Annotated in this window: 23 protein-coding genes and 1 pseudogene; 9 read left to right on the top strand and 15 right to left on the bottom strand. The window is 64.6% G+C overall.

Translation table 11 applies throughout. From position 1 onward, the window contains the following. Window positions 1-41 precede the first annotated feature (41 nt). The 3 genes from O7A70_RS15910 to O7A70_RS15900 all read left to right on the top strand — a co-directional run bounded on the left by O7A70_RS15910 (window position 42) and on the right by O7A70_RS15900 (window position 1759). Window positions 42-758 (top strand): DUF805 domain-containing protein, encoded by a 717-nt coding sequence (locus O7A70_RS15910; protein ID WP_337141194.1) that lies wholly within the window; start codon window positions 42-44, stop codon window positions 756-758. 130 nt (window positions 759-888) lie between these two features. Next, entirely contained in the window at window positions 889-1317 is a 429-nt protein-coding gene (locus tag O7A70_RS15905) for a polyketide cyclase (RefSeq protein WP_337141193.1), read from the top strand. Next, window positions 1310-1759, top strand: coding sequence for a MarR family winged helix-turn-helix transcriptional regulator (locus O7A70_RS15900; protein ID WP_337141192.1), 450 nt, complete (start codon window positions 1310-1312; stop codon window positions 1757-1759). Before O7A70_RS15905 ends, O7A70_RS15900 begins: the two co-directional genes overlap by 8 nt. 18 nt (window positions 1760-1777) lie before the next feature. On the opposite strand, the gene leuB is transcribed toward O7A70_RS15900, so the two are convergent. From leuB to leuD, 6 genes are all read right to left on the bottom strand, one after another. Continuing rightward, complete coding sequence (leuB, locus tag O7A70_RS15895; RefSeq protein WP_337141191.1) at window positions 1778-2881, bottom strand: 3-isopropylmalate dehydrogenase; 1104 nt, start codon at window positions 2879-2881, stop codon at window positions 1778-1780. A 322-nt stretch (window positions 2882-3203) separates the two neighbouring features. Further along, window positions 3204-3554, bottom strand: coding sequence for a VOC family protein (locus O7A70_RS15890; RefSeq protein ID WP_337141190.1), 351 nt, complete (start codon window positions 3552-3554; stop codon window positions 3204-3206). A 13-nt stretch (window positions 3555-3567) separates the two neighbouring features. Beyond that, complete coding sequence (locus tag O7A70_RS15885; protein ID WP_027145972.1) at window positions 3568-3951, bottom strand: RidA family protein; 384 nt, start codon at window positions 3949-3951, stop codon at window positions 3568-3570. Between the two features lie 183 nt (window positions 3952-4134). Further along, window positions 4135-5139, bottom strand: a complete 1005-nt coding sequence (locus O7A70_RS15880; RefSeq protein WP_337141189.1) for a L,D-transpeptidase family protein — start codon at window positions 5137-5139, stop codon at window positions 4135-4137. A 262-nt stretch (window positions 5140-5401) separates the two neighbouring features. Further along, entirely contained in the window at window positions 5402-6319 is a 918-nt protein-coding gene (locus O7A70_RS15875; RefSeq protein WP_337141188.1) for a hypothetical protein, read from the bottom strand. A 65-nt stretch (window positions 6320-6384) separates the two neighbouring features. Beyond that, entirely contained in the window at window positions 6385-6990 is a 606-nt protein-coding gene (leuD, locus tag O7A70_RS15870) for a 3-isopropylmalate dehydratase small subunit (RefSeq protein ID WP_027145969.1), read from the bottom strand. Between the two features lie 155 nt (window positions 6991-7145). On the opposite strand from leuD, the gene O7A70_RS15865 reads away from it, so the two are divergent. Beyond that, window positions 7146-7601 carry a GNAT family N-acetyltransferase gene (locus O7A70_RS15865; protein WP_337141186.1) on the top strand — a complete coding sequence of 152 codons (456 nt, stop codon included), beginning with the start codon at window positions 7146-7148 and terminating at the stop codon, window positions 7599-7601. 381 nt (window positions 7602-7982) lie between these two features. Here O7A70_RS15865 and O7A70_RS15860 read toward each other — a convergent pair whose 3' ends face one another. The 4 genes from O7A70_RS15860 to O7A70_RS15845 are packed head-to-tail and all read right to left on the bottom strand — an operon-like array spanning window position 7983 to window position 11747. Beyond that, the gene (locus O7A70_RS15860) at window positions 7983-9149 is read right to left on the bottom strand and encodes an NAD(P)/FAD-dependent oxidoreductase (RefSeq protein ID WP_337141185.1); all 1167 of its coding nucleotides are present in this window, start codon (window positions 9147-9149) and stop codon (window positions 7983-7985) included. 25 nt (window positions 9150-9174) lie between these two features. Beyond that, window positions 9175-10776, bottom strand: a complete 1602-nt coding sequence (locus tag O7A70_RS15855; protein ID WP_337141184.1) for an ATP-binding protein — start codon at window positions 10774-10776, stop codon at window positions 9175-9177. Next, complete coding sequence (locus tag O7A70_RS15850) at window positions 10767-11459, bottom strand: response regulator transcription factor (protein ID WP_337141183.1); 693 nt, start codon at window positions 11457-11459, stop codon at window positions 10767-10769. Before O7A70_RS15850 ends, O7A70_RS15855 begins: the two co-directional genes overlap by 10 nt. Window positions 11460-11462: 3 nt before the next feature. Next, entirely contained in the window at window positions 11463-11747 is a 285-nt protein-coding gene (locus O7A70_RS15845) for a hypothetical protein (RefSeq protein WP_337141182.1), read from the bottom strand. 556 nt (window positions 11748-12303) lie between these two features. Here O7A70_RS15845 and O7A70_RS15840 point away from each other — a divergent pair. After that, window positions 12304-13194 (top strand): HpcH/HpaI aldolase/citrate lyase family protein, encoded by an 891-nt coding sequence (locus O7A70_RS15840; RefSeq protein WP_337141181.1) that lies wholly within the window; start codon window positions 12304-12306, stop codon window positions 13192-13194. A gap of 37 nt (window positions 13195-13231) precedes the next feature. Next, on the top strand, window positions 13232-13438 hold the full coding sequence (locus tag O7A70_RS15835; RefSeq protein ID WP_337141180.1) for a DUF1737 domain-containing protein: 207 nt from the start codon (window positions 13232-13234) through the stop codon (window positions 13436-13438). Window positions 13439-13456: 18 nt separating this feature from the next. Here the strand turns inward: O7A70_RS15835 and O7A70_RS15830 are convergent, their stop codons facing one another. The 3 genes and pseudogenes from O7A70_RS15830 to O7A70_RS15820 all read right to left on the bottom strand — a co-directional run bounded on the left by O7A70_RS15830 (window position 13457) and on the right by O7A70_RS15820 (window position 14408). Continuing rightward, a complete protein-coding gene (locus O7A70_RS15830) occupies window positions 13457-13738 on the bottom strand; it encodes a helix-turn-helix domain-containing protein (RefSeq protein WP_337141179.1) in 282 nt (93 codons plus the stop codon). Window positions 13739-13751: 13 nt separating this feature from the next. Beyond that, window positions 13752-13952 (bottom strand): annotated as a pseudogene (locus tag O7A70_RS15825) (type II toxin-antitoxin system RelE/ParE family toxin); the annotation flags it as partial. Window positions 13953-13985: 33 nt separating this feature from the next. Then, window positions 13986-14408, bottom strand: a complete 423-nt coding sequence (locus O7A70_RS15820) for a metallopeptidase family protein (protein WP_140510548.1) — start codon at window positions 14406-14408, stop codon at window positions 13986-13988. A 579-nt stretch (window positions 14409-14987) separates the two neighbouring features. Here O7A70_RS15820 and O7A70_RS15815 point away from each other — a divergent pair. Genes O7A70_RS15815 through O7A70_RS15805 form a run of 3 tightly spaced genes read left to right on the top strand, consistent with a single transcriptional unit; the run spans window position 14988 to window position 20801 of the window. Next, the gene (locus O7A70_RS15815) at window positions 14988-16037 is read left to right on the top strand and encodes an ImuA family protein (protein WP_337141178.1); all 1050 of its coding nucleotides are present in this window, start codon (window positions 14988-14990) and stop codon (window positions 16035-16037) included. Then, complete coding sequence (locus O7A70_RS15810) at window positions 15979-17457, top strand: DUF6504 family protein (RefSeq protein ID WP_337141177.1); 1479 nt, start codon at window positions 15979-15981, stop codon at window positions 17455-17457. Before O7A70_RS15815 ends, O7A70_RS15810 begins: the two co-directional genes overlap by 59 nt. Beyond that, a complete protein-coding gene (locus O7A70_RS15805) occupies window positions 17454-20801 on the top strand; it encodes an error-prone DNA polymerase (protein ID WP_337141176.1) in 3348 nt (1115 codons plus the stop codon). The genes O7A70_RS15810 and O7A70_RS15805 overlap by 4 nt, the downstream gene beginning before the upstream one ends. Window positions 20802-21034: 233 nt before the next feature. Here the strand turns inward: O7A70_RS15805 and O7A70_RS15800 are convergent, their stop codons facing one another. Next, window positions 21035-21286: a Trm112 family protein gene (locus tag O7A70_RS15800; protein WP_337141175.1), complete on the bottom strand. Its 252-nt coding sequence runs from the start codon at window positions 21284-21286 to the stop codon at window positions 21035-21037. Window positions 21287-21321: 35 nt separating this feature from the next. Next, complete coding sequence (locus O7A70_RS15795) at window positions 21322-21993, bottom strand: LON peptidase substrate-binding domain-containing protein (protein WP_337141174.1); 672 nt, start codon at window positions 21991-21993, stop codon at window positions 21322-21324. Between the last annotated feature and the right edge of the window lie 87 nt (window positions 21994-22080).

Genomic DNA, 22080 nt, shown 5'->3' with positions numbered 1-22080 from the left:
CTGGATAGCATCCGCTCATCGTATCGCAAAAAGGGGGGAACATGCGCGGCACGGTCTATCACTACGACGAGGATCAGGACTTCGGCTACATCAACGGGGTCGACGGCACCCGCTATTTATTTGCACGCAAAGATCTGAACCAGGGGGTGGCGCTCGTCCGGGGCGCTGTCGTCGAGTTCCAGCCAGATGACGGCGCGGCGCATGATGTAGTCGCCGTGAGTTCGCCCTCGCCGTCTTCAGGCGTGGGTCAGCCACCGCGGCGAGGCCTGCCTGCCGAAAAGCGGTCTGCTGGTTCCACAGGACTTTGGGCCTATTTCGGGCGCACGGTGAGCGTGAACTATTTCAATTTCAACGGACGCGCCCGCCGCAAGGAATTCTGGGCTTTTTGGCTATGCTTTCTCCTTGTTCAGCTAGCGCTTGTCGGCTTCGGGATCCTTGTCAATCTCGCCGTCAATGGCTTCGGCGCGAATGCGGGCAGCAGCTCGATAGGCTTCTTACCCGCCGCCATCTACACGCTGGCGTTCGGCCTCTCGTGGATTGCGCTGGTCGTGCGACGCCTACATGACGTCGGCCTGAGTGGCTGGTTTGTCTTGGTCTGCTTCATCCCGGTCATCGGCGAAGCTGCCTTGCTGGTCCTCGGACTTATGCCGTCCCAGGTAGGCGATAACCCCTGGGGACCGGTGCCGGCAGGAGTCAGGGTTAGAAGCGAGTCCCAAAGACTGGAAACGGTTTTCGGCTCGAGCGACATGAAGACATAGGGCTAAACCATCTAGGCGAGCTCTCGCCCAGCAGGACGCTGCGGCCGAAAATTCCGCTTGCAATTTAATCCGCGCACAGATAGTCTGTGCGCGGATCGAATGGTCGATCGGACAAGACGGAGCCAAGACGATGTGGACCAATGAATACACCGCGACTTCCCCGCTTCCGGCGCGAGCCATCTGGAACGCGCTCAAGGCCTTGCATGAAGGCCGCCTGACCTATGAGGGGTCCGACATTTTCGTGCTGCACGGGCCGTTCGCCAAGGGCACCCGCGTCTCGGTGACACCGGTCGGACAGGACACGTTCGAATCGACCATCGTCGATCTCGTCGACAATTTGACCTATGCCGATGAAACTTCGTTCGGTGACACCACGCTGCTGTTCCGGCACACGCTGGTGCCCGTCGAAGGCGGCACGCAGGTGACGCACCGGCTTGATATCTCGGGCCCTTCGGCCGCCGAGGTCGGCCCGGAACTCGGGCCGCAGATCAGTGGCGATTTCGACGTCTCGATGGCCAGGCTGTTCGAGCAGGCGGAGGCGTTGGCGAACCGTGGCTGAACTGGACACGCGCTTCAAGGGTGGACCATCGGAGAGCGCCGGATTGCTGCTCTGGCGGACCACGATGCGCTGGCAGCGTGTCATGACGGCGGCGCTGGCGCCGCTCGACCTGACACATGTCCAGTTCGTGCTGCTCGCCTCGGCGATGTGGCTCGCACGCAATGGCGAGCCGCCCAACCAGGTGCAGCTCGCCGCCCAGGCCGGCACGGAGGTGAAGATGACCTCGGACGTCGTCGCCCGGCTGGAGGCGAAAGGATTGATCGCACGCGAGGCCGACCCCCGGGATTCCCGGGCCAAGGTGATCCGCGTCACCGCCGCCGGGGTGGCCGCGGCACAGCAAGCGATCGTCGCCGTCGAGGCCGCCGACGCAGCCTTCTTCGAACCTGTGGACGAGGCGCAGCTCGTCGGCCTGCTGCAGCAGCTTGCCGGCGAGATCCGCTGAGGCCGAGCCGCCCTGCGGCTAGGCCAGGAATTTTGCGATAATCGCGTCGCCCATCTCGACGGTGCCAACCTCGGTCATGCCGGGGGAGAAAATATCCTTGGTGCGCCAGCCCTGGTCGAGCACGGCGGCGATTGAAGCTTCGAGCTTGTCGGCTTCATCGACCATGCCGAAGGAATAGCGCAGGCACATGGCGAAGGAGGCGATCATGGCGATCGGGTTGGCGATGCCCTTGCCGGCAATGTCGGGGGCCGAGCCGTGTACCGGCTCGTAGAGCGCCTTGCGCTTCTTGGTCTTCACGTCGGGCGCGCCGAGCGAGGCCGACGGCAGCATGCCGATCGAGCCGGTCAGCATGGCGGCGATGTCGGACAGCATGTCGCCGAACAGATTGTCGGTGACGATGACGTCGAACTGTTTTGGCCAGCGCACCAGCTGCATGCCGCCGGCGTCTGCCAGCATGTGGTCGAGCTTGACGTCGGAATAGCGCGCCTTGTGGGTCTGGGTGACGACCTCGTTCCACAGCACGCCAGACTTCATGACGTTGCGCTTTTCCATCGAGGTGACGTGGTTCTTGCGGGTCCGCGCCAGCTCGAAAGCGACGCCCGAAATGCGCTCGATTTCGAAGGTGTCGTAGACCTGGGTGTCGATGCCGCGCTTCTGGCCGTTGCCGAGATCGATGATCTGCTTGGGCTCGCCGAAATAGACGCCACCGGTCAGCTCGCGCACGATGAGGATGTCGAGGCCTTCGACGACTTCCTGCTTGAGCGAGGACGATGCGGCCAGCGCCGGGTAGCAGATTGCCGGGCGCAGATTGGCGAACAGCTCCATGTCCTTGCGCAGGCGCAGCAAGCCGGCCTCGGGCCGTACCTCGTAAGGCACGGCGTCCCACTTCGGCCCGCCGACGGCGCCGAACAGCACAGCGTCCGCGGCCATCGCCTTTTCCATGTCGGCATCGGAAATCGCCGCGCCATGCGCATCGTAGGCACAGCCGCCGACCAGGCCCTCATTGGTGACGAAGCCGCTGCCGAGCTTTGCGTTCATGGCAGCTATCAGCTTCTTGACCTCGGCCATGGCCTCGGGGCCGATGCCGTCGCCGGGGAGCAGGAAAAGGTGCTTCGTTGCCATGGAGAGCCGTCCCAGAAAAGAATTTGAACCGCGGCCTTGCTAAACGCCAAGCGGTTGCAGCGCAAGGGGAGGATGAATGCTGGGACGAACGACCTTTCGCCGCGATCCTTCGCGCCCCCCTCTGCCCTGCCGGGCATCTCCCCCTCTAATGGGGAGATTGGCAGCTTCGCCGCCTCGCCTCCTCGTTCGTTGTTGGAGATTGGCGAAAGCCGAGGTGACGTCAATCTCCCCACTTGAGGGGGAGATGGCCGGCAGGCCAGAGGGGGGCGCTGTCCCGCCGGCATCTCAGGGTCTTCACGCGCGCTGACCCGCAGAGGGACCCTCACCGATGCGTGAGAATGTTGACCAGCCGCCCGAAGGGATCGCGCACATAGAAGCGCCGGACGCCCCAAGGCTCGTCGGCCGGCCCATATTCGATGGCGAAACCGGCGGCCTTCATGGCCTCGAGCGTCGCATCGACGTCATCGACCTCGATCGACAGGTCCGGCACCGGCGTACCGGACCCGCCTTGCGCCATGAAGCTGACCTGCACCTGCATCGTTTCCCCGGAACCGTAGGTTACGATCCAGCCCTGATCCATCAGGATGTCGAGGCCAAGCACGCCATGGTAGAAACGGTTCGCCGCCGCCGCGTTCGGTGTCTCGATATTGGCCACGATGCGCCTGACCTTCATGGCGCAGGTCTCCTCAGGCCGTACGCCGCAGCGCCGTCACCTCGATCTCGATCTTCATTTCCGGCTTGTTGAGCTGGCACACGATCATCGTCGCCGCCGGCCTGATGTCGCCGAACGTCTCGCCGAGGATCGGGAAGACCACGTCCACGAAAGCCTGGTCGGTGACGTAGTAATGCGCCCGCACCACATCGGCCATGTCAAAGCCGCCGTCCTTCAGCGCCTTGCCGATCGTCGCCAGGCAGTTGCGCGTCTGCGCCTCGACCGTCTCCGGCATCGTCATGGTCGCATAGTCGTAGCCGGTCGTGCCGGAGACGAAACACCAGTCGCCCTGCACCACCGCACGCGAATAGCCGGCGGTCTTCTCGAAGGGCGAACCGGTGGAGATGAGCTTGCGCATGAAGCACCTCGTGTGGTTGCGGCTACTCTGTGGGGAAAACGCCGATCCGGCCAAGGGCCAATACGAATGGATCGGCGGTGCAGGACCTGTGACGTCGATGTGCCAGCTCGTGCACCGGCTACCGTGAGGTGCTCTCCGTGCGGCCCCGGCACCGGCTCAGGGGTCCGCATTGCCCACCATGCGTCAGCCGGGTTGGTCGTTGGCCGATTCAGCCGTTTCTCCGGTGAAGACAACCCTTGTGCCTTTGTGCACCTCAAGGGCCAGGTCTTCGGCGTCCCAATTGGTCAGTCTGATGCAACCATGCGAGAAGGTCTTCCCGATCTTGCCTGGTTCGGGCGTGCCGTGAATCCCGTAACTTTCAATGGACAGATCGATCCAGACCGATCCGACAGGATTGTTAGGCCCGGCAGCGATGGTGAAGGGCCTTTTGGTTCTTACCCCCTTGAAGGCGAAGTTGGGATCATAGTGATAGGTGGGATTGTGGACCACGCGTGTGACTTGTGCCTCGCCGCTCGGCGCCGGCTTCTCTTCGCTTCCAATCGAGGCGGGGTAGACCGAAACCACTTTGCCGGAATTGTCGAGAACGCGAACTTGGCGCGCGGCCTTGTCGACTTCGACGTTGGCAACGGCTGAGGGCGGATCGCCTCGGGCGATAGCCGGCACCAGCAGCTTTGCGCCCGCCCTCCTGAAGCTGATGCCCGGGTTGAGCCTTCGCAGCAATTGTTCGCTGATGTGGAAGTGCTCCGCGATCCGTTCCAGCGAACTGCGGTAGCCGAGCCTGCGCAGGCGAGCCATTCTTTCCATACTGGCCGGAATGCGCTTGGTAAACGGTCCACGCACGTCCTTGCGCGTCAGCTCGTAATTCACAAGAACCGGGCCTGGTGAGGTTGCGACCAGCTTGTCCCAGGTCTCCCGGTTGAGCTTGCCATCGGCGGGCAGCGCGTTGGCCGCCTGAAATGCCCGAACCGCCTTGGTGAAGTTCTCCGCCTGGTGGCCGTCAATGAGGCCAGGCGAGAACCGCGCGCGATCCAAAAGGATCTGCGCCTTCAGCGCGGTCGCATCGACGCCCTTCGTTGCGGCTTCGCCGAATTGAGCATCGTTGACGGCGGCTGCGTCCAGCTTTGCCGCCTCCGTGGCGCCAGCTGTGAAGGCCAACAAAACAAACGCCAGAAGAACGAGCCTGACCATCAATGTTACTCCAGGCACTGCCGCGCGAAGCTGCTTCTATGACGCCGCGCGGCCGATCTGGTTCCATTTGTCCGAGCGAATATCGCCGTTGACGCGGGTTGGGGCAGAAGGCGATCCTCGATCTCCGCGCCGGCGACCGGCGGCACTCAAAGGAAGAACGGCGTATAAACCGCAGTCCTGCGCCCGTCGGCAACAATGGACGGTTGTCGCGCGCAGGCCGGAGGAAATTCGCCTCGCCCCGTTTTCGCCGGAAATGCTCTGGCTAATTCGCCGACCCCAGCGCCTTGTCCAGCGCCTCCTTCACGTCGGCCGGCCATGTCGCCAGCGCCGGCCACGCGTTCGGTTGGCCATTGTCGCCGCGGCGGGCGAAATAGAGTTGGTGCTTGGCCGGGTCGACCGCCATGAAGCCGTCATTGCCGCCGCAATCATGCGGCACGCAGCCGCTGGCGTAAAAGGCGCCGGACGCGGTCTTTTCCGTGCCGCCGCCGACCAGCAGGCTGGTCGCCATGTCGGGCATGTCCTTGCCGAGCAGATTTTCGGCTTCCTTGTAGACGGCTTCATTGTGGAAGGCGTCGATGATGTTCTGGTACTTTTCCGGATCAATGTCTTTCCAGTCGGTGCCGGGTTCGGGCATGTAGGTGAGATTGCCCGAAATCGTCAGCCCATCCGTCGGCGACCACTGCAGCGCCGGCTTCTGGTCACCCGGCAGGAGATACGGCACGAAATAGATGGCGTTGTCGGACACCGCCGAGGACGGCGCGCCGCACTCGTCCTGCTCGACCGTGGTGCCCTGAATCTCGCCGCCTTCCGGCTTCCAGACGATCACCGTCGCCGGGCCGCATTGATTGCCGCCATCGCCGACATTGAACAGCGCCACCTTGATGCCGCCGACCTCCACGATCTTGTCGAAGAAGACATCATAGTTGCTGGCCAGTTGCTTGCCGTCATAGGCCAGCACCTTTTCGCCGTCCTGCTCCGGCTGCGTGATGGTCAGCTGACCGCCCTCGAACGGGATCGGCGCCTGCTTGTCATCCTCGGCCAGCGCCACCTTGCCCGTGCTTGACGCGCCCTGGTCGGCGGCGCCGGACGCATCGTCAATGCCGGTCTGTGCATGCGCGCCCGCGATCGTCAGAAACATCACCGCCGAAGCGCAAACGCCGGCCAGAAGCAAACGTGTCATGACTGTCCCTCCATTCAGCAGCCACGAACCCGACCGCGCGCGGCCGGGCTTATCTGTTCAGGGCTTCAGGCCCAGGGGCGCAGTTCGGCGTTCTTCTTCTCGAACGAGGCGATGGCGCCGGCCTTTTCCATGGTCAGGCCGATATCGTCGAGCCCGTTGAGCAGGCAGTGCCGCTTGAAATCGTCGAGGTCGAATGTGACCACGCCGCCGTCCGGACCGCGGATTTCCTTGGCTTCGAGATCGACCGACAGAGTGGCGTTGGAGCCGCGCGAGGCGTCGTCCATCAGCTTCTCCAGGTCCTCGGGGCTGACGGTGATCGGCAGCACGCCGTTCTTGAAGCAGTTGTTGTAGAAAATGTCGGCGAACGAGGTCGAGATGACGCAGCGTATGCCGAAATCGAGCAGCGCCCATGGCGCGTGTTCCCGGCTCGAGCCGCAGCCGAAATTGTCGCCGGCGACCAGGATCTGCGCCTTGCGGTAGGCCGGCTTGTTGAGCACGAAATCCGGATTTTCCGAACCGTCGTCATTGTAGCGCATCTCGGCGAACAGGCCGGTGCCAAGCCCGGTGCGCTTGATCGTCTTGAGATAATCCTTCGGGATGATCATGTCGGTGTCGACATTGACGATCGGCATGGGAGCGGCGACGCCGGTGAGCTTGGTGAATTTTTCCATGGCTTTGGCCCGTGTTTTTCGTTGCGGGGGATTTGCTGAGGCCCGGTTTACACAAAGCCGCGCGCAAATAAAAGGCAACTGTTTGTCGGTGCCGGCAAGAGGGTGCCGCACAAAAACGGCTTCGAAATCGCCGCCCGATGGTGCAGTCTGGTCCCATGGCAGAAAACTCCCACGTCCTCTACGCGCGCGAACCGACGCTCGGCATTCCCGAATTCCGCCGCGTGCTGGTGGAATCCGGTCTCGGCGAAGTCAGGCCCGTCGATGACGAGGCAAGGCTGAAGGCGATGCTGGAAGGCGCCAACCTGATCGTGACCGCCCGTCTCGAGATGGCCTCTCTCGACATGGCCCCTCTCGAAATGGAAGCCAAGCCGCTGATCGGCGTTGCCCGCTGCCTGACCGACTTTTCCTGGGTCTGCTACATTTCCGATCTCGCCGTCTCGGCCAAGGCGCAAGGCCTCGGCATCGGCAAGGGGCTGATGGATGAGGTTGCCCGGCAGCTCGGACCGTCGGTCGCCATCAGCCTGGTCTCGATGCCCGACGCTGTCGGCTTCTACGAACGCATCGGCATGAAGCGTATGCCCGACGCCTTCTGGATCTCGCGCAAGCGCTGATTTCTCTCTGTGACCGCATCCAGTCGCCAACGGGCGCCGAAAGCCTCGCCCGATTTAGCCGGCAACTGCAGGCAGCGGCCGCTTCTGGTGCCGAGGTCTGGGGCATCTTCGACAACACGGCCGGAGGCAATGCGCTTGGCGATGCACTTAAGGTTGATGCGATGATGGCGTAGACGCTTCTTCCTTCTCCCCTTGTGGGGTCCGAAGGACGGGGCGAGACCAGTGGCTCGCCCCAGGGCGGTGGATCGGCGCGCAGCGCCGAGACGGTTGAGGAGTGGGTGACGGATCGCCGTCCTTGCCAAGCTGGAACACCCCTCATCCGGCCGCTTCGCGGCCACCTTCTCCCACAAGGGGAGAAGGGAGAGGCATGCCCGCCCCGCCTCAAATCACATTCAATTCCCGGAACGCCCGCCCTTCGGCAACCCTGCTATACCCAAACGCCGAGCAGTCGATCGTCCGATACCCGCCATGCACGATCAACTCGGCCAGCGCCTTGCCGACCGCCGGCGCCTGCTGCAGGCCGTGGCCGGAGAATCCGTTGGCGAAGAGGAAATTCGTCACCTCGGGGTGCGGGCCGATCACCGCGTTCTGGTCGAGCGTGTTGTAGTCATAGTGCCCGGCCCAGGCGCGCGTCGGTTTGATGGCCTCGAAGGCCGGGATGCGGGTCGCCAGCACCGGCCAGATCACCTCTTCGAACAGCGGCCAGTCGACCTCGAAATCTCCGGCATCGGCGGGGCCGTCACCCTCTTCCGGCTCGGCGCCGCCGGTGAGGTAGACCGAGCCTTCCGGCCTGACATAGATGCCGGAGGGATCGACCAGCAGCGGCATGTCGGCATATTTCTCGCGCGCCTCGAAGACGAAGACATTGCGCTTGCGCGGCTCGACCGGCAGCGCCAGCCCTGCAAGGGCGGCGACCTTGCCGGCGTTCGGCCCGGCGGCATTGATGACGGTGCCGGCCTCCAGCCGATCGCCATTGTCGAGGCTGACGCCGGTGACGCGGTCGCCCTGCCGCTCGATGCCGGTAACCGAAGCGCTGATGAAGTCGATCTTCTTCTCCCGCAACGCCTTGCGGAACAGCATCAGCATGGCATGGGCGTCGAACCAGCCTTCGCCGCTTCGGCCATAGGCGCCGGCGGTGATGCCTTCGGCCGACAGCCAGGGGAAGCGGCGCGTCAACTGGTCGGCGTTCTCGAGCAGGATGTCTGCGCCCTCGGCGACCTGCGCCGCGTGGTTGGCCTTCAGGATCGGCAGCCCGGCCTCGCCGGCAAGAATGAGATAGCCACCCTCGCGAAAACCGATATCGGCCTCGGCGCCGAATTCTTCCTTCAGCCGCCGGAACAGTTTCAGCGTGAATTGCGACAGGCGGATATTTTCCGGAATGGAGAATTGCTGGCGGATCGAGGCCATGGACAGCGTCGTCGCCGCATGGGCGAATTGCGGATCGCGCTCGATCAGCGCGATCGAGCCGGAAAACCCTTCCTCGCGCAGATAGTAGGCGACCGAGGACCCGACGATGGCTCCGCCGATGATGACGATGTCGTAGCGCACTTTTTTCTCCGATCCGCCGTCCGTCTTACGCGACCGGCAACGTGATCTCGAAGCGCGTGCCGCGCTCGGTGTCAACCAGCCGGATCGTACCATCATGCGCTTTCAGGAGGGCCAGCACGATGCCCAGCCCCATGCCGGTGCCGCCGGTAGAGCGGCGCGTGGTGAAGAACGGCTCGAAGATGCGCGCCCGATTGCTTGGCGAAATGCCGGCGCCATCGTCGCTGACCAGCAGCGTCGCCTTGCCGCCGGCGCTTGCCGCAGTGATCGAAACTTGCGTCGCGCCGTGCCTGGCCGAATTGTCGATGAGATTGCCAAATACGATTGCTCCGTTCTCGGCCGAGATGCGCAAGGCCAGATCGCCGCCGGCCTCGACGCGAACCGCCAGCCTGGTGTCGACGGGAAGCAGCGCCAGCGCCGCACCGACCGAGGTGCTTTCGCCGCTCGGAGCAAGGTTTTCGGCGCGCGCCAGGTCAAGCAGCCGCCGGACCAGCAAATTGAGCCGCCCGGCATCGGTGACGATATTGTTGGAGAAGCGCCGCCGCTCGTCATCGTCCATCGCCGAGCCGGAATCGCGCAACAGTTCGGCCGCGCCCTGGATCGCCGTCAGCGGCGATTTGAGTTCATGCGAGACGTGGGTGGCGAAGGTCTGGATCGAGTCCGAGCGCGCCTGCAGTTTTTCGGCCATGTCGAGGAAGGCGGCGGACAATTCGGCCATTTCGCGCGTGCCATGATGGTCGAGCGGCCGGATCGCGCCGCGCTCGCCGGCGGCGATGCGCTGGGTGCGGTCGATCAGCGCATAGATCGGCCGGCTGACGGTGCGCAGGAAGACGAGGCCGATGAGCAGCGTGCCGCCGAGGATGGCGATCGCCGCCGCTGTCACCTTGCCGCGTTCGCCATAGAGATGTTTTATGATGTTGTTGGGCGTCCGCGAAACATAGACCACGCCGGCGACCTTGCCGTCGACGGCAACCGGCAGCGCGACGAAGACGCGCACCCTGGTGCCGCGGCTGACCGAATAGAGCGACGGCGGCGGCTGGTTGGGGATGCGCAGCCTGAGCGCACTGGCATAGCGCCCGGCGAGCGCCTCACGCACCTCCTCGACCCCGGCAAGCGACTGCCCGATCTCGTCGCGCCCGGCAATGACGACACCTGTGGGATCAAGCAGCCGGAAGCCGGCCAGCGTGGTTTTCTGCGTCGCGTCGAGAATGCCGGTCAGTCGCGCGCCGATCGCGGCGAAGGCTGGATCGGCCGTGGCGGGCGTCCCCGCCGGCCGGGTCGCAAGCACGTAATCCGAGGCGAGATCGAGCTGCGGCTCGATCGGCCGATAAGGCGAATCGGGACTGGCGCCTCGGTTCGCGGTGCCATTGGCCCCAGGCATCGGCACACCGAGCTTGTCTCCGGAAATGCCGGCGTCGCGCACCTCCTGCGCATAGATGGCCGCGATGGCCGCACCCTGCGCGATCAGCTCCGCCTCGGTCTGGCGGATCAACTGGTTTTCGTAGAGGCGGAAGAAGAACAGGCCGACCAGCGGCAAGGCCATCACCAGGATCAGGATGGCGACGACGACCGTGGCGAGGCGCGGCCGCCATTTGCGGCCGCTCCACTTGCTTGAGGTCGTCAGCCGCATCGGCCGAGCCGGAAGCCGACGCCATGCACCGTCTCGATGGCATCCAGGCATCCGACCGCCGCCAGCTTGGCGCGGATGTTGCGGATATGGCTGTCGACGGTGCGGTCGGCGACATGGATCTTGCCGGCATAGGCACTGGCCATCACCGCGTCGCGATCGAGCACATGGGTGGGCCGCGCCAGAAACCCTTTCAGGATCGAGAATTCTATTCCGGTCAGGGTAAGCGGCCGGCCGTCGAAGCCGGCGCTATGGCTGGCCGGCACTAGCGTGAGCTTGCCATGGGTAAACTGCCTGTCGTCAACCGGGTCGGGCCCTGCCGGGCGGGCGCGCCGCAGGATGACGTTGACGCGGGCGACCAGTTCGCGCGGGCTGAACGGCTTTGTCACATAGTCGTCGCCGCCCATTTCGAGCCCGAGGATGCGGTCGATCTCTTCGTCGCGCGCGGACAGAAACAGCACCGGCACGTCTGATGTGTGGCGCAGCCGCCGGCAGACCTCCAGCCCGTCCATCTCCGGCATGCCGATGTCGAGCACGACAAGGTCGGGCGTGTGCCGTTCGATCGCCTGCAGGGCGGCGGCGCCATCGGACACGGCAGCCGTTTTCATGCCGGCCCTTTCCAGCGCGAAACAGATCACTTCGCGGATATGCGGGTCATCGTCGGCGACGAGGATGTGATGCGGCATCGGTCAGCGGTCCGGCAAGGAAGGTTGCGAAGGCTGAGGAAGCACGAGCGACCCCTTGCTGTCGAGATATCGAAGCAGGCGCCAGTCACGAAAGCTCCAGCCACGCCAGTTCCGCTGGACGCTGCGATACCAGTCTTCGTCGCTGGCCCGCAATCCTTCAAGTTCGCGGACAGCGCCCGCGTCCGGGGTCTTGTTCTGATGATCGAAGAAGCGATCGAGTGCCGGAAACGCGCCCGGACCGAGCGAGCGCGGATACCAGGCGTCGAGGGGAATGCCCTGGCCGGTCATTTCAAGGGAAGGGTCGACATTGTAATTGGCGCTCAGCACGGCGAAGTTGATGAAACAGCAGGCATCAAGCGCTAGGGATAACGTCGGAAGATTGGCGGACCGCGGCCATTAATTGGATTTTCCGAGCGCGATGCGGGCGGACAAAGGGGATGACAATTGCGGCGGGCTTCGTGCGAGGCGGGTCGACCAGCCACCAGCCTTCGCTGCGCAGCCGATAGGGCAGACGGGGTTTTGCTCGCTTGTGCATGCCGCCTGTCTCGCAGGCTGGCAGGGAAGCGATGCGGCGGATCGGAGGAGGTTTTCCGCAGGCGTGTGCAGTTTTCGTGCAGGGCTGGTGCGCTGCCCGCCATCCGTTCCGGACATTGGCGCCGCCCCAGCCAGGCTCCTTTCCTCTCCCTCCGGAGGTCAGGCGACCGACGGGGGAGAGGAAGGGCCCCCTTCCGCAACTGCTGCAGAGGACGGACAGGCAAGGGGCAGCGCAAGCGTTCGCGGTTGGCTCGTGTCAGGTACCGGGCGGACGCTTGCCTCGACCAACCACACGCGGCATAGATCGGACATGGAACCCTACCGCCCGCGCCGCTCCGTGCTCTATGTCCCGGCCTCCAACGAGAAGGCGCTGGCCAAGATCGCCCAGCTTGCCTGCGACGCCGTCATCATCGATCTGGAGGACGCCGTTGCCCCCGTCGACAAGATCGCCGCGCGCGAAAAACTGGCCGGCATTTTCGCCAACCGCCCTGATGCCGACCACAATGGCCGGCGCTGCGAGATGGTGGTGCGCGTCAATGCGCTGTCCAGCGAATGGGGCGCCGACGATCTTGCGGCCGTGGCCAAGGCGGAACCGGACGGCATCCTGCTGCCCAAGGTCGACACACCGCGCGACGTGCTCGAGGTCGGCGATGTGCTGGACGACAATTTTGCTCCCGACAGCGTGAAACTATGGGCGATGATCGAGACGCCCAAGGCCATGCTCAACATCGGCGCCATCGCCGAACTCGGCCGTGACCCCGCCTCGCGGCTGGATTGTTTCATTGCCGGAACGAATGACCTGATCAAGGATACCGGCGTGCTGGCGACGCCGGACCGCGCCTATCTCCTGCCATGGCTGATGCAGATGCTGCTGGCGGCGCGCGCCGGCGGCCTCGACATGCTCGACGGGGTGTTCAACGATTTTCGCGACCCGGACGCGTTTGCGCGCGAATGCACGCAGGCCGCCGCCATGGGCTTTGACGGCAAGACGCTGATCCATCCATCGCAGATCGAGGCCGCCAACCATGCCTTCGCGCCGTCGGCGCAGGCGCTGGCCGAGGCGCGCGCGGTGAAGGACGCCTTCGCGCTGGCGCAAAACAGCGGCAAGGGCGTCATCGCGCTGAATGGCAGGATGGTCGAGCGGCTGCACCTGGCGCAGGCCGAAAAACTGCTGGCGAAGGCCGCCGCCATCGGCGCATGATATTCGTCGACTTGGGATACATGACAGGAATTGGACGATGAAACTCTACCGCTTTCTCACCGCCCCGGACGACGCCAGCTTCTGCCATAAGGTGACGGCGGCGCTGAACAAGGGCTGGCATCTGTTCGGCTCGCCGACCTACGCCTATGACAAGAAAGCCAAGACCATGCGCTGCGGCCAGGCCGTGGTGAAGGATGTCGACGGCCAGGAATACGGGCCGGATACCAAGCTCAGCGAGTGGTAGGGGAAGGCAAGGAGAGCATCAGGCGGCCTCGACAATATCAAGACGCACGGTAAGTCCGGCCAGTGCGGCAAGATTGATCAACGTGTCCAGACTGAAATTCGTGATCCTGCCCCGCAGGAGGTCGCTAAGGCGTGGCTGGGTAATCCCGAGCCGGTTGGCTGCTTCGGCCTGGGTAACGTCCCAGCTCCGCACCCGCTGTTCGATCGCGATCAGCAAGTTGGAGCGCATGGTCATGTTGGCGGATTCGGCCGGAGTGCCTTCCAGTGCGTCCCACATGTTTTCAAAACTCTGACGTTCCATCGTCGGATCTCCACTAGATTTGCTTGAGCCGCGATGCGGCAAGATCCAAGTCTCGTTTCGCCGTCTGTTGCGTCTTCTTCTGGAAGGCGTGCAGCACATAGACGGCATCGCCTATGCTCGCAACGTAAAGCACCCGGAACGCGCCGGCGTCGTCGCGGACGCGGATTTCCCGCACACCCGGGCCGACCGTCGTCATCGGCTTCCAGTCGCGAGGCGGCGCAGACCCCTAGGGGGACGAAGGTACGGCCTACTCAGCAGCCTCTTCGATCTTTTCCATATCATCGTCCGACAGGCCGAAATGGTGGCCGATCTCGTGGATCAGCACGTGGGTGACGATGTCGCCCAGCGATTCCTCGTTCTCGGCCCAATAGTCGAGCATGGCGCGGCGATAGAGGGTGATGCGGTTCGGGCCTTCGCCGGTTTGCGGGTTCCAGCGTTCGGCGATGCCGCGCCCCTCGAACAGGCCGAGCAGGTCGAACGGCGTCTCCAGCGACAAATCGTCCATGATCTCGTCGGTCGGGAATTCGGCGATCTGGATGATGATCTCGCCGGTCAGCTTGCGAAATTCCTCCGGCAGATGGGCATAGGCCTCCAGCGCCAGGAACTCCAGTTCCTCCATCGAGGGCGCAAGTTCGCCATGCCAGGTGCGGGTCTTGTAGATGCGGGCCATGCTTTGTCCTTTGATCCCGGCATATAGGCTTTCGTGCTGGTCCAGGCAAATGGCGCGGCAATTTCTGCCGGCGCTTTTGCCGCTGCCGGGGAATCGCGTCCGGCCATGTATCAGGAGAACTCATGCCGGACCTTCCACCATCGCGCAGCGCCGGCCAGGGCGTCTCATTTGGTGGCCGCGTTAGTCTCGCGGCTAGGAAGCCTCGTTGACGAATACGTTGGCGATTGACGAAGAAACGCCCATCACTTCGTCATTCTGGGGCGGAGCAAGGAGCGCAGCGACGCGGCGCAGACCCCGGAATCCATGCCGGGACTCCGGTGCGCTGCCACGGTGCAGAATTTGCTCCGCTGCACTTCACGGCCAAGGTCGCGGCATGGATCCCAAGGTCTCCGCGACGCCGCTGCGCGGCTGCTTCGCCCAGGGATGACGGCCTCATGGTGACGTGCGGACATGTGAATGTCGGACTCATGTGCCGATACGCGCAGGAATAAATTCCTCATGACTCTGCTTGACTCTTCGGATCGCCTCTGGAATCCTAGGGAACATAACAGGAACAATTGTGAGTGGAAGCTGACCGTCATGGCGATGACCGCCGTGGCGCGGGAGACTGTTTTTTCCCTGCGCCGCCAGATCGCGAAAATAGAGGGAACGCTGCCCGAGCGCCTGCAGGCGCCGGCGGCGGCGGCCCTTGATATCGGCACTGGCCCCGGCAGTGATCTGACGATCGTCCGTCGCGGCCTTGCCGCGGCCTTGCCGGATGCTTTCCTGCCCATCGGCATCGAGCGGCTCGATGCCGCGCTCAGCGGCGGCCTGCCGAAAGCCGCCCTGACCGAAATCCATGGCCTGGAAACCCGCGATGCGGGAGCCGTGGCCGGCTTCGCTCTGTCACTCGTTAGCCTGATCCTCAACCGGGCGCAGGGGCTGCCCATCTTATGGATCGGGACATCGGAAATTTTCCACGAGGCCGGCTTTCCCTACGCCAGGGGGCTGCATGGCTGCTTCGGCATCGAGCCCGGGCAATTGCTGTTTTCCGAGGCGCCCAGGCTTGTCGATGCGCTGTGGATCGCCGAGGAGGCGGCCAGGATGACCGCGCTTGCCGCCGTTATCCTGGAAATCCGTGGCAATCCGCAGCGGCTGGACCTGACCGCGACACGCCGCCTGCATGCGCGGGCGCAAGGTGCCGGCCGGCCGGTGTTCCTGCTGCGGCAGGCGGCCGAGCCGGAACCGACGGCGGCGCCTCTTCGTCTGATCGCCGCGTCGGCGCCGGCCGTGCCGCGCGCCACGGTCGCCGGGCCGCTCGCCGGCTCGATCGGCCACCCCGCCTTCACCATCAGCATCGGCAAGAGCCGCACGGCCCTGCCTGGACAATTCACACTGGAGTGGAACCCCGATGAACGCAGATTCGAGGAAAGACGGGGCGAGGAAAGACACGGTGGAGGCAGCGAATGGGCAGAGAATCCTGTCCCTGTGGTTTCCCTATCTGGCGACCGAAAGGATCCTGCGGCAGCGTCTGGGGAAATCCTGGCGTTCCCGGCCGTCGGATCATCCGCGGCCATCTCACCCACCGCTCGTGATCAGCCACCGCCAGGGCAACGCGCAGCGCATCTCGGCCCTCGACGAGCGGGCTGAGGCGCTGCACCTGAAGCGCGACATGGGGATTGCCGATGCGCGCGCCATGCATCCGTCGATCGACATCGTCGAAGCCGATCCGGAGGCCGACCGGCGCCTGCTCGAGGGCCTTGCCGACTGGTGCGACCGCTACACGCCTCTGGTGGCGCTGGACAGCATCGACGGCCTGTTCCTCGACGTCACCGGCTGCACCCATCTGTTCGGCGGCGAACGCGCCATGCTGGACGAAATACTCTCGCGCTTTTTTCACCAGGGTTTCGACGTCCGCGCCGGGCTTGCCCATACGCCCGGGGCGGCCTGGGCGGCGGCACGCTTTTGCGGCGACCGCATCGTTGTATCGGGCGAGGAGGAAGCCTTGCTTGCCCCCTTGCCGCTGGCCGCCCTCCGCATAGCGCCGGAAACCCGGACCAGCCTGGAAAGTGTGGGGCTGCGCACGGCGGGCGCCGTCATGGCCGCGCCGCGCGCGCCGCTCGCCCGCCGTTTCGGCGCTTTGCTGCTCCAGCGCCTCGACCAGGCGCTCGGCCGTCTCGACGAAGCGATCTCGCCGCGCCTTCCCGTCGCGCCGCTTTCGGTCGAACGCCATCTCGCCGAGCCCGTCACGCTGACGGAGGAAATAGAACGGCTGGTGGGCATGCTGGCGACGACCTTGAAGACCGACCTCGAACGCCGCGGCGAAGGCGCCCGGACGCTGGCGCTGCTGCTCTTTCGCGTCGACGGCGCCGTTAGCCGCATCGCGCTCGGCACCTCGCGGCCGATGCGCGAACCCTTGCTGATCCGGAAATTGTTCCATGAAAGGCTGGCCGCGCTCGAGCAGCATATCGATGCCGGCTATGGCTTCGATCTGGTGCGCCTCTCGGTGCTGGCGGTCGCCGCTTTCGACACGCAGCAGACCGATCTGACCGGTGAAGCGGTGGATGATGGCGCCGACATCGCCCTGTTCGCCGACCGTATCCGCGCCCGCCTCGGCGAGGGCGCGGTTCTGCAGCCGGCTCCCGTGGAAAGCCATCTGCCCGAACGCGCCGTCGCCATCGTCCCCTTCAGCGAGGCGCCGCGCCGGACCACGCCGCCGAAGAAGCCGGACAGGATGCAGGCGCCGATGACCATCTTCCCGCCGGAACGGCCGATCCGGCTGTTCCGCGCGCCCGAGCCCATCGATGTGCCGGCCACCGAAATGCCGGAGGGACCGCCGCTGCATTTCCGTTGGCGCCGCGCGCTTTACCGCGTTACCCGTGCCGAAGGTCCGGAGCGCATCGCCGCCGAATGGTGGCGCGAGGCGCCAGGCGATCCGGCGGCATCGACACGCGACTATTTCCGCATCGAGGATGCCGATGGCCGCCGCTACTGGCTCTACCGGCAAGGCCTGTATGGCGGCGTCTCGCAGATCCCGCCGCGCTGGTTCATGCACGGGGTCTTCGCATGAACGCGCTGACCGTCATCCCCTATGCCGAGTTCGGCATCCAGTCGAACTTCTCCTTCCTGCGCGGCGCCTCCAAACCCGAGGAACTGGTGGTCGCGGCCAAGCTCATGGGCTTCTCCGCGATCGGGCTCGCCGACCGCAACAGCGTGGCCGGCGTGGTGCGCGCCTGGCAGCAGGCCAGGGTCGAAAAGCTTGCCTATCACCCCGGCTGCCGGCTGGTTTTTGGCGACGGCACGCCGGACATTCTCGCCTATCCCAGGGACCGCAAGGGCTGGGGACATCTGTGCCGCATGCTCACCCAGGCCAATCTGCGCGACGAGACCGAAAAGGGCGCCACCCTGCTCCGGCGCGACGACCTGCTCGAATGGGGCGACCGGATGTCGCTGGCGGTCCTGCCCGATCTGGCGGCCGGCGCGCAGGACAACCTGGCTTTGCTGCGCCAACTCCAGGACCGCTTCGGCAGGGCCCTGCGGCTCGGCGTCTCACCCTGTTATGCCGGCCATGATCGCTTCCGGATCGAGCAGGCGGCGGCGTTTGCCGAGAGTGCCGGCATCCCGCTGATGGCGACCAACGATGTGCTCTATCACACGGCCGAACGCCGCCCGCTGCAGGACGTGCTGACCGCGATCCGCCTCAATGTTCCGGTCGCCGAGGTGGGGCTGGAACTGACCGCCAATGCCGAACGCCATTTGAAGCCGCCGCTGGAAATGGCGCGCCTGTTCCGCCGGCACCCGCAAGCGCTGGCGGAGACGCTGCGTTTCGGCGAAGAGCTGACCTTCTCGCTCAGCGACCTCCAGTACAATTATCCGGACGAGCCGACGGAATCGGGCCTCGGCCCGCAGGCGGAGCTGGAAAGGTTGGCAAGGGAGGGAGCGGTCAACCGCTACCCGGCAGGTGTGCCTGAATCCGTGACCAAGCGCATCGAGGAAGAGCTCGCTCTGATCGAGCGCCTCAACTATGCCCGTTACTTCCTGACCGTCTACGACATCGTCAAGTTCGCGCGCAGCAAGGATATTCTCTGCCAGGGGCGTGGGTCAGCCGCCAACTCGGTCGTGTGTTTCTGCATCGGCATCACCGAAGTGGGGCCGGAAAAAATCAATTCGCTTTTCGAGCGCTTCATTTCCGAGGAAAGGAACGAACCGCCTGATATCGACGTCGATTTCGAGCACGAAAAGCGCGAAACCGTCATCCAGTACATCTACGAGAAATACAGCTCCAAGCGTACCGCCCTTGCCGCCGCCGTCATCAGCTATCGCGGCCGTTCGGCGCTGCGCGAAGTGTTGAAGGCGATGGGCCTGTCGGAGGATGTCCGGGCATCGCTTTCCGGCTCGATCTGGGGCTGGTCGACCTCGGAACTCGGCGAGAAGGAGGCGAGGGCCGGCGGCCTCGACCGCGGCGACCCCATATCGCGGCATGTGATGGAACGCGCCAACGAGATCATGGGTTTTCCCCGCCATCTCTCTCAGCATGTCGGTGGCTTCGTCATCACCAGGGACCGGCTCGACGAGATCGTGCCCATCGTCAAGACGGCGATGGACGAGCGCAAGATGGTCGAATGGGACAAGGACGATCTGGACTCGGTGAAGATCCTGAAAGTGGATGTTCTGGCGCTCGGTATGCTGACCTGCCTGCAACGCGCCTTCACCCTGCTCACGGACCATTATCCGAAGGCACGGGATGAATTTGGCCGGCCCTATGTGCTGGCCACTCTCCCGGCGGAGAACCAACGTGTCTATGACATGATCTGCCGTGCCGATACGCTCGGCGTCTTCCAGATCGAATCGCGCGCGCAGATGTCGATGCTGCCGCGTCTCAAGCCACGCGAATTCTACGACCTCGTCATCGAGGTGGCGATCGTACGCCCCGGCCCTATCCAGGGCGACATGGTCCACCCTTATCTGCGCCGCCGGCAAGGCAAGGAAGCGGCCGAGTATCAAAAACCGGAGCTGGAAGCGATCCTCGGCAAGACGCTTGGCGTGCCCCTGTTTCAGGAACAGGCGATGAATATCGCGATCGTCGCCGGCGGTTTCAAACCGGGCGAGGCCGACGAATTGCGCCGCGCCATGGCTACCTTCAAGCGCACCGGCACCATCGGCAATTACCGCCAGCGCATGATCGAGGGCATGGTCGGCAAGGGCTACACGAAGGATTTCGCCGAGCGCTGCTTCAAGCAGATCGAGGGTTTTGGCGAATACGGTTTTCCCGAAAGCCACGCCGCCTCCTTCGCGCTGCTCGTCTACGCCTCCTGCTGGTTCAAGACCTTTTATCCCGACGTGTTCTGCGCCGCTATCCTGAACTCGCAGCCGATGGGCTTCTATCAGCCGGCGCAGCTGGTGCGCGACGCCCGCGACCATGGCGTCGACATCCGCGAGGTCGACGTCAATTTCTCCGTCTGGGACTGCACTTTGGAAAAGGCGCCTTTCGACCCGGCCCGTATCCTGCCGCGCCATGCCGACATGCGCGGTGTCATCGAGACAAGCCATGCGCTGCGGCTCGGCTTCAGGCAGGTCAAGGGACTTTCCAAGGAACGCATGGAGGCTTTCGTCGAGCGGCGCGGCGCCGGCTACTCGACCGTCCGGGATGTCTGGCTGCGCTCCGGCCTCAATGTCGACGAGATCGAGAAGCTGGCGCAGGCCGACGCCTTTCGGTCCATCGGCCTCGACCGCCGCGCGGCACTTTGGGAGGTCCGCGCGCTCGACGGCAAGAGTGCCGCCGAGAAGCTGCCGCTGTTCGACCAGCCGGCGCTCGGCCTGCGCGAGCTGGAGCCGCGGACGAAGCTGCCGAAAATGCCGCTCGGCGAGCATGTCATCCACGATTACCGCTCGCTCGGCCTGTCGCTGAAGGCGCATCCGGTCGCCTTCCTGCGCGAACGGCTCGACCGCGCCGGCGTCACCCCCAATGCCAGCCTGCCGTCCGTGCGCGACGGCAGGCGGGTCTCCGTTGCCGGTCTGGTGCTGGTGCGCCAGCGCCCCGGCAAGGGCAACGCGATCTTTCTCACGCTGGAAGACGACAAGGCCGTCGCCAATGTCATCTTCTGGGAAAGAACTTTTACCCGCTTCCGGCCCATCGTCATGGGCGCGCGCTTCGTCAAGGTCAGCGGGAAACTTCAGTCGGAATCAGGTGTCGTCCACATCGTCGCCGAGAAGATCGAGGACCTGACGCCCTGGCTGACCGTGCTCTTGGAAAAGGTCAGTGCGGCCGCACTGCCAAATGCCGATCCCTCGGACCGCACCGCCAACGACCCGGATCGCTCCAGCCAATCCGCAATACCGAAAGTCGGACAGGACCTCGCTATGCTGTCGGAAGAGACGGAAAGGGTCATGCCCAAGGGGCGTAATTTTCAGTAGGCGCGGGCCGGGCCCCTCACCATCAAGCGCTGGCGGGCCAGCGCCCCCCTCTGCCCTGCCGGGCATCTCCCCCACGAGGGGGGAGATTGGCAGCTTCGGCGCCGGCCTTCTTCTTGCAATGTTGAAAATTGGCGAAGGCGGTCGCGATAGCTGATCTCCCCCCTCGTGGGGGAGATGTCCGGCAGGACAGAGGGGGGCGCCGTAGAACGCCAACCTCAATGTCCGGCCACACTCTATGACGCTGAATTGCCCGGCCCGCCCGGCTTTGGCGGCGACAGCACATCTTCGGCCGAGATGGTCCGCGCTTCCGAGGGCAGCATGATCGGGATGCCGTCGCGCACGGGATAAGCGAGCTTGGCGACCCGCGAGATCAGCTCGCCACGTTCGGGGTCCCAGGCCAGCGGCCCCTTGGTCAGCGGGCAGGCCAGGAGTTCCAGCAGCTTCGGGTCGACATTGGTTTTCTTTCCATCACGCCCATCCGCCATTGCGTCCCCTTTCCAGCTTCAGGCCTGCGTTCACCTCACTGCAGGCTCGAGCCAAAATCCTCATTCTCGCGCGCCAGCGTCATCTCGGTGATGGCGATCAGCGTCTCGGCCCGCGTCTTCAGGTCCGCGGCCTCGAGCAATGCCTGCTTCTCGGCTGGTCCGTAGGGCGCCATCATCGACAGCGCGTTGACCAGCATGGCGTTTTCGGCGCGGCTGACGCTTTCCCAGTCGGCTTCCAGATCATTGGCCTGCAGATAGGCTCGAAAAGCCCGCAGCAGCGCCGGCCGGTCGATTTCATCAGCCGCCTGCTCCTCGTCGAGATCGGCCAGGAAGGGCGCCGGTTTGCACTGGCGGAACGGCGTCTTGACCGTCAGCTCGTGGGCGATGCGGAACCGGCACACGCCTTGCAGCGAGATCAGGTAGCGGCCGTCGCCGGTTTCTGAAAAAGCGATGATGCGGCCGATGCAGCCGACATTGCAAAGTTCCGGCTCGCCATCCTCGCGCAAGGCGCCATTGAGGCCGGGCTGGATGATGCCGATGACGCGCGAGCCGGCGACCGCCTCGTCCACCATCTGCAGGTAGCGCGGCTCGAAGATGTTGAGCGGCATGCGGCCGCCCGGCAGCAGGAGCGCGCCCTCGAGCGGAAAAAGCGGGATCGTCGACGGCAAATCCTTGGCGAGCCGGTAATGGGCGTTTCCCGCTTGCACCTCGTTCCTCCCGATCGCTTCCTTTGCGAAGCGTCAACCTGCCCTGTCCTATCTGGCGCGCAGGCCCGACGCCACAAGCCCGTGCGA

Source organism: Mesorhizobium sp. Cs1299R1N1 (assembly GCF_037179655.1).
Lineage (GTDB): Bacteria > Pseudomonadota > Alphaproteobacteria > Rhizobiales > Rhizobiaceae > Mesorhizobium > Mesorhizobium salmacidum.
The sequence above is the reverse complement of the archived record's forward strand: the minus strand, read 5'-3'. Positions and strand labels throughout refer to the sequence as shown.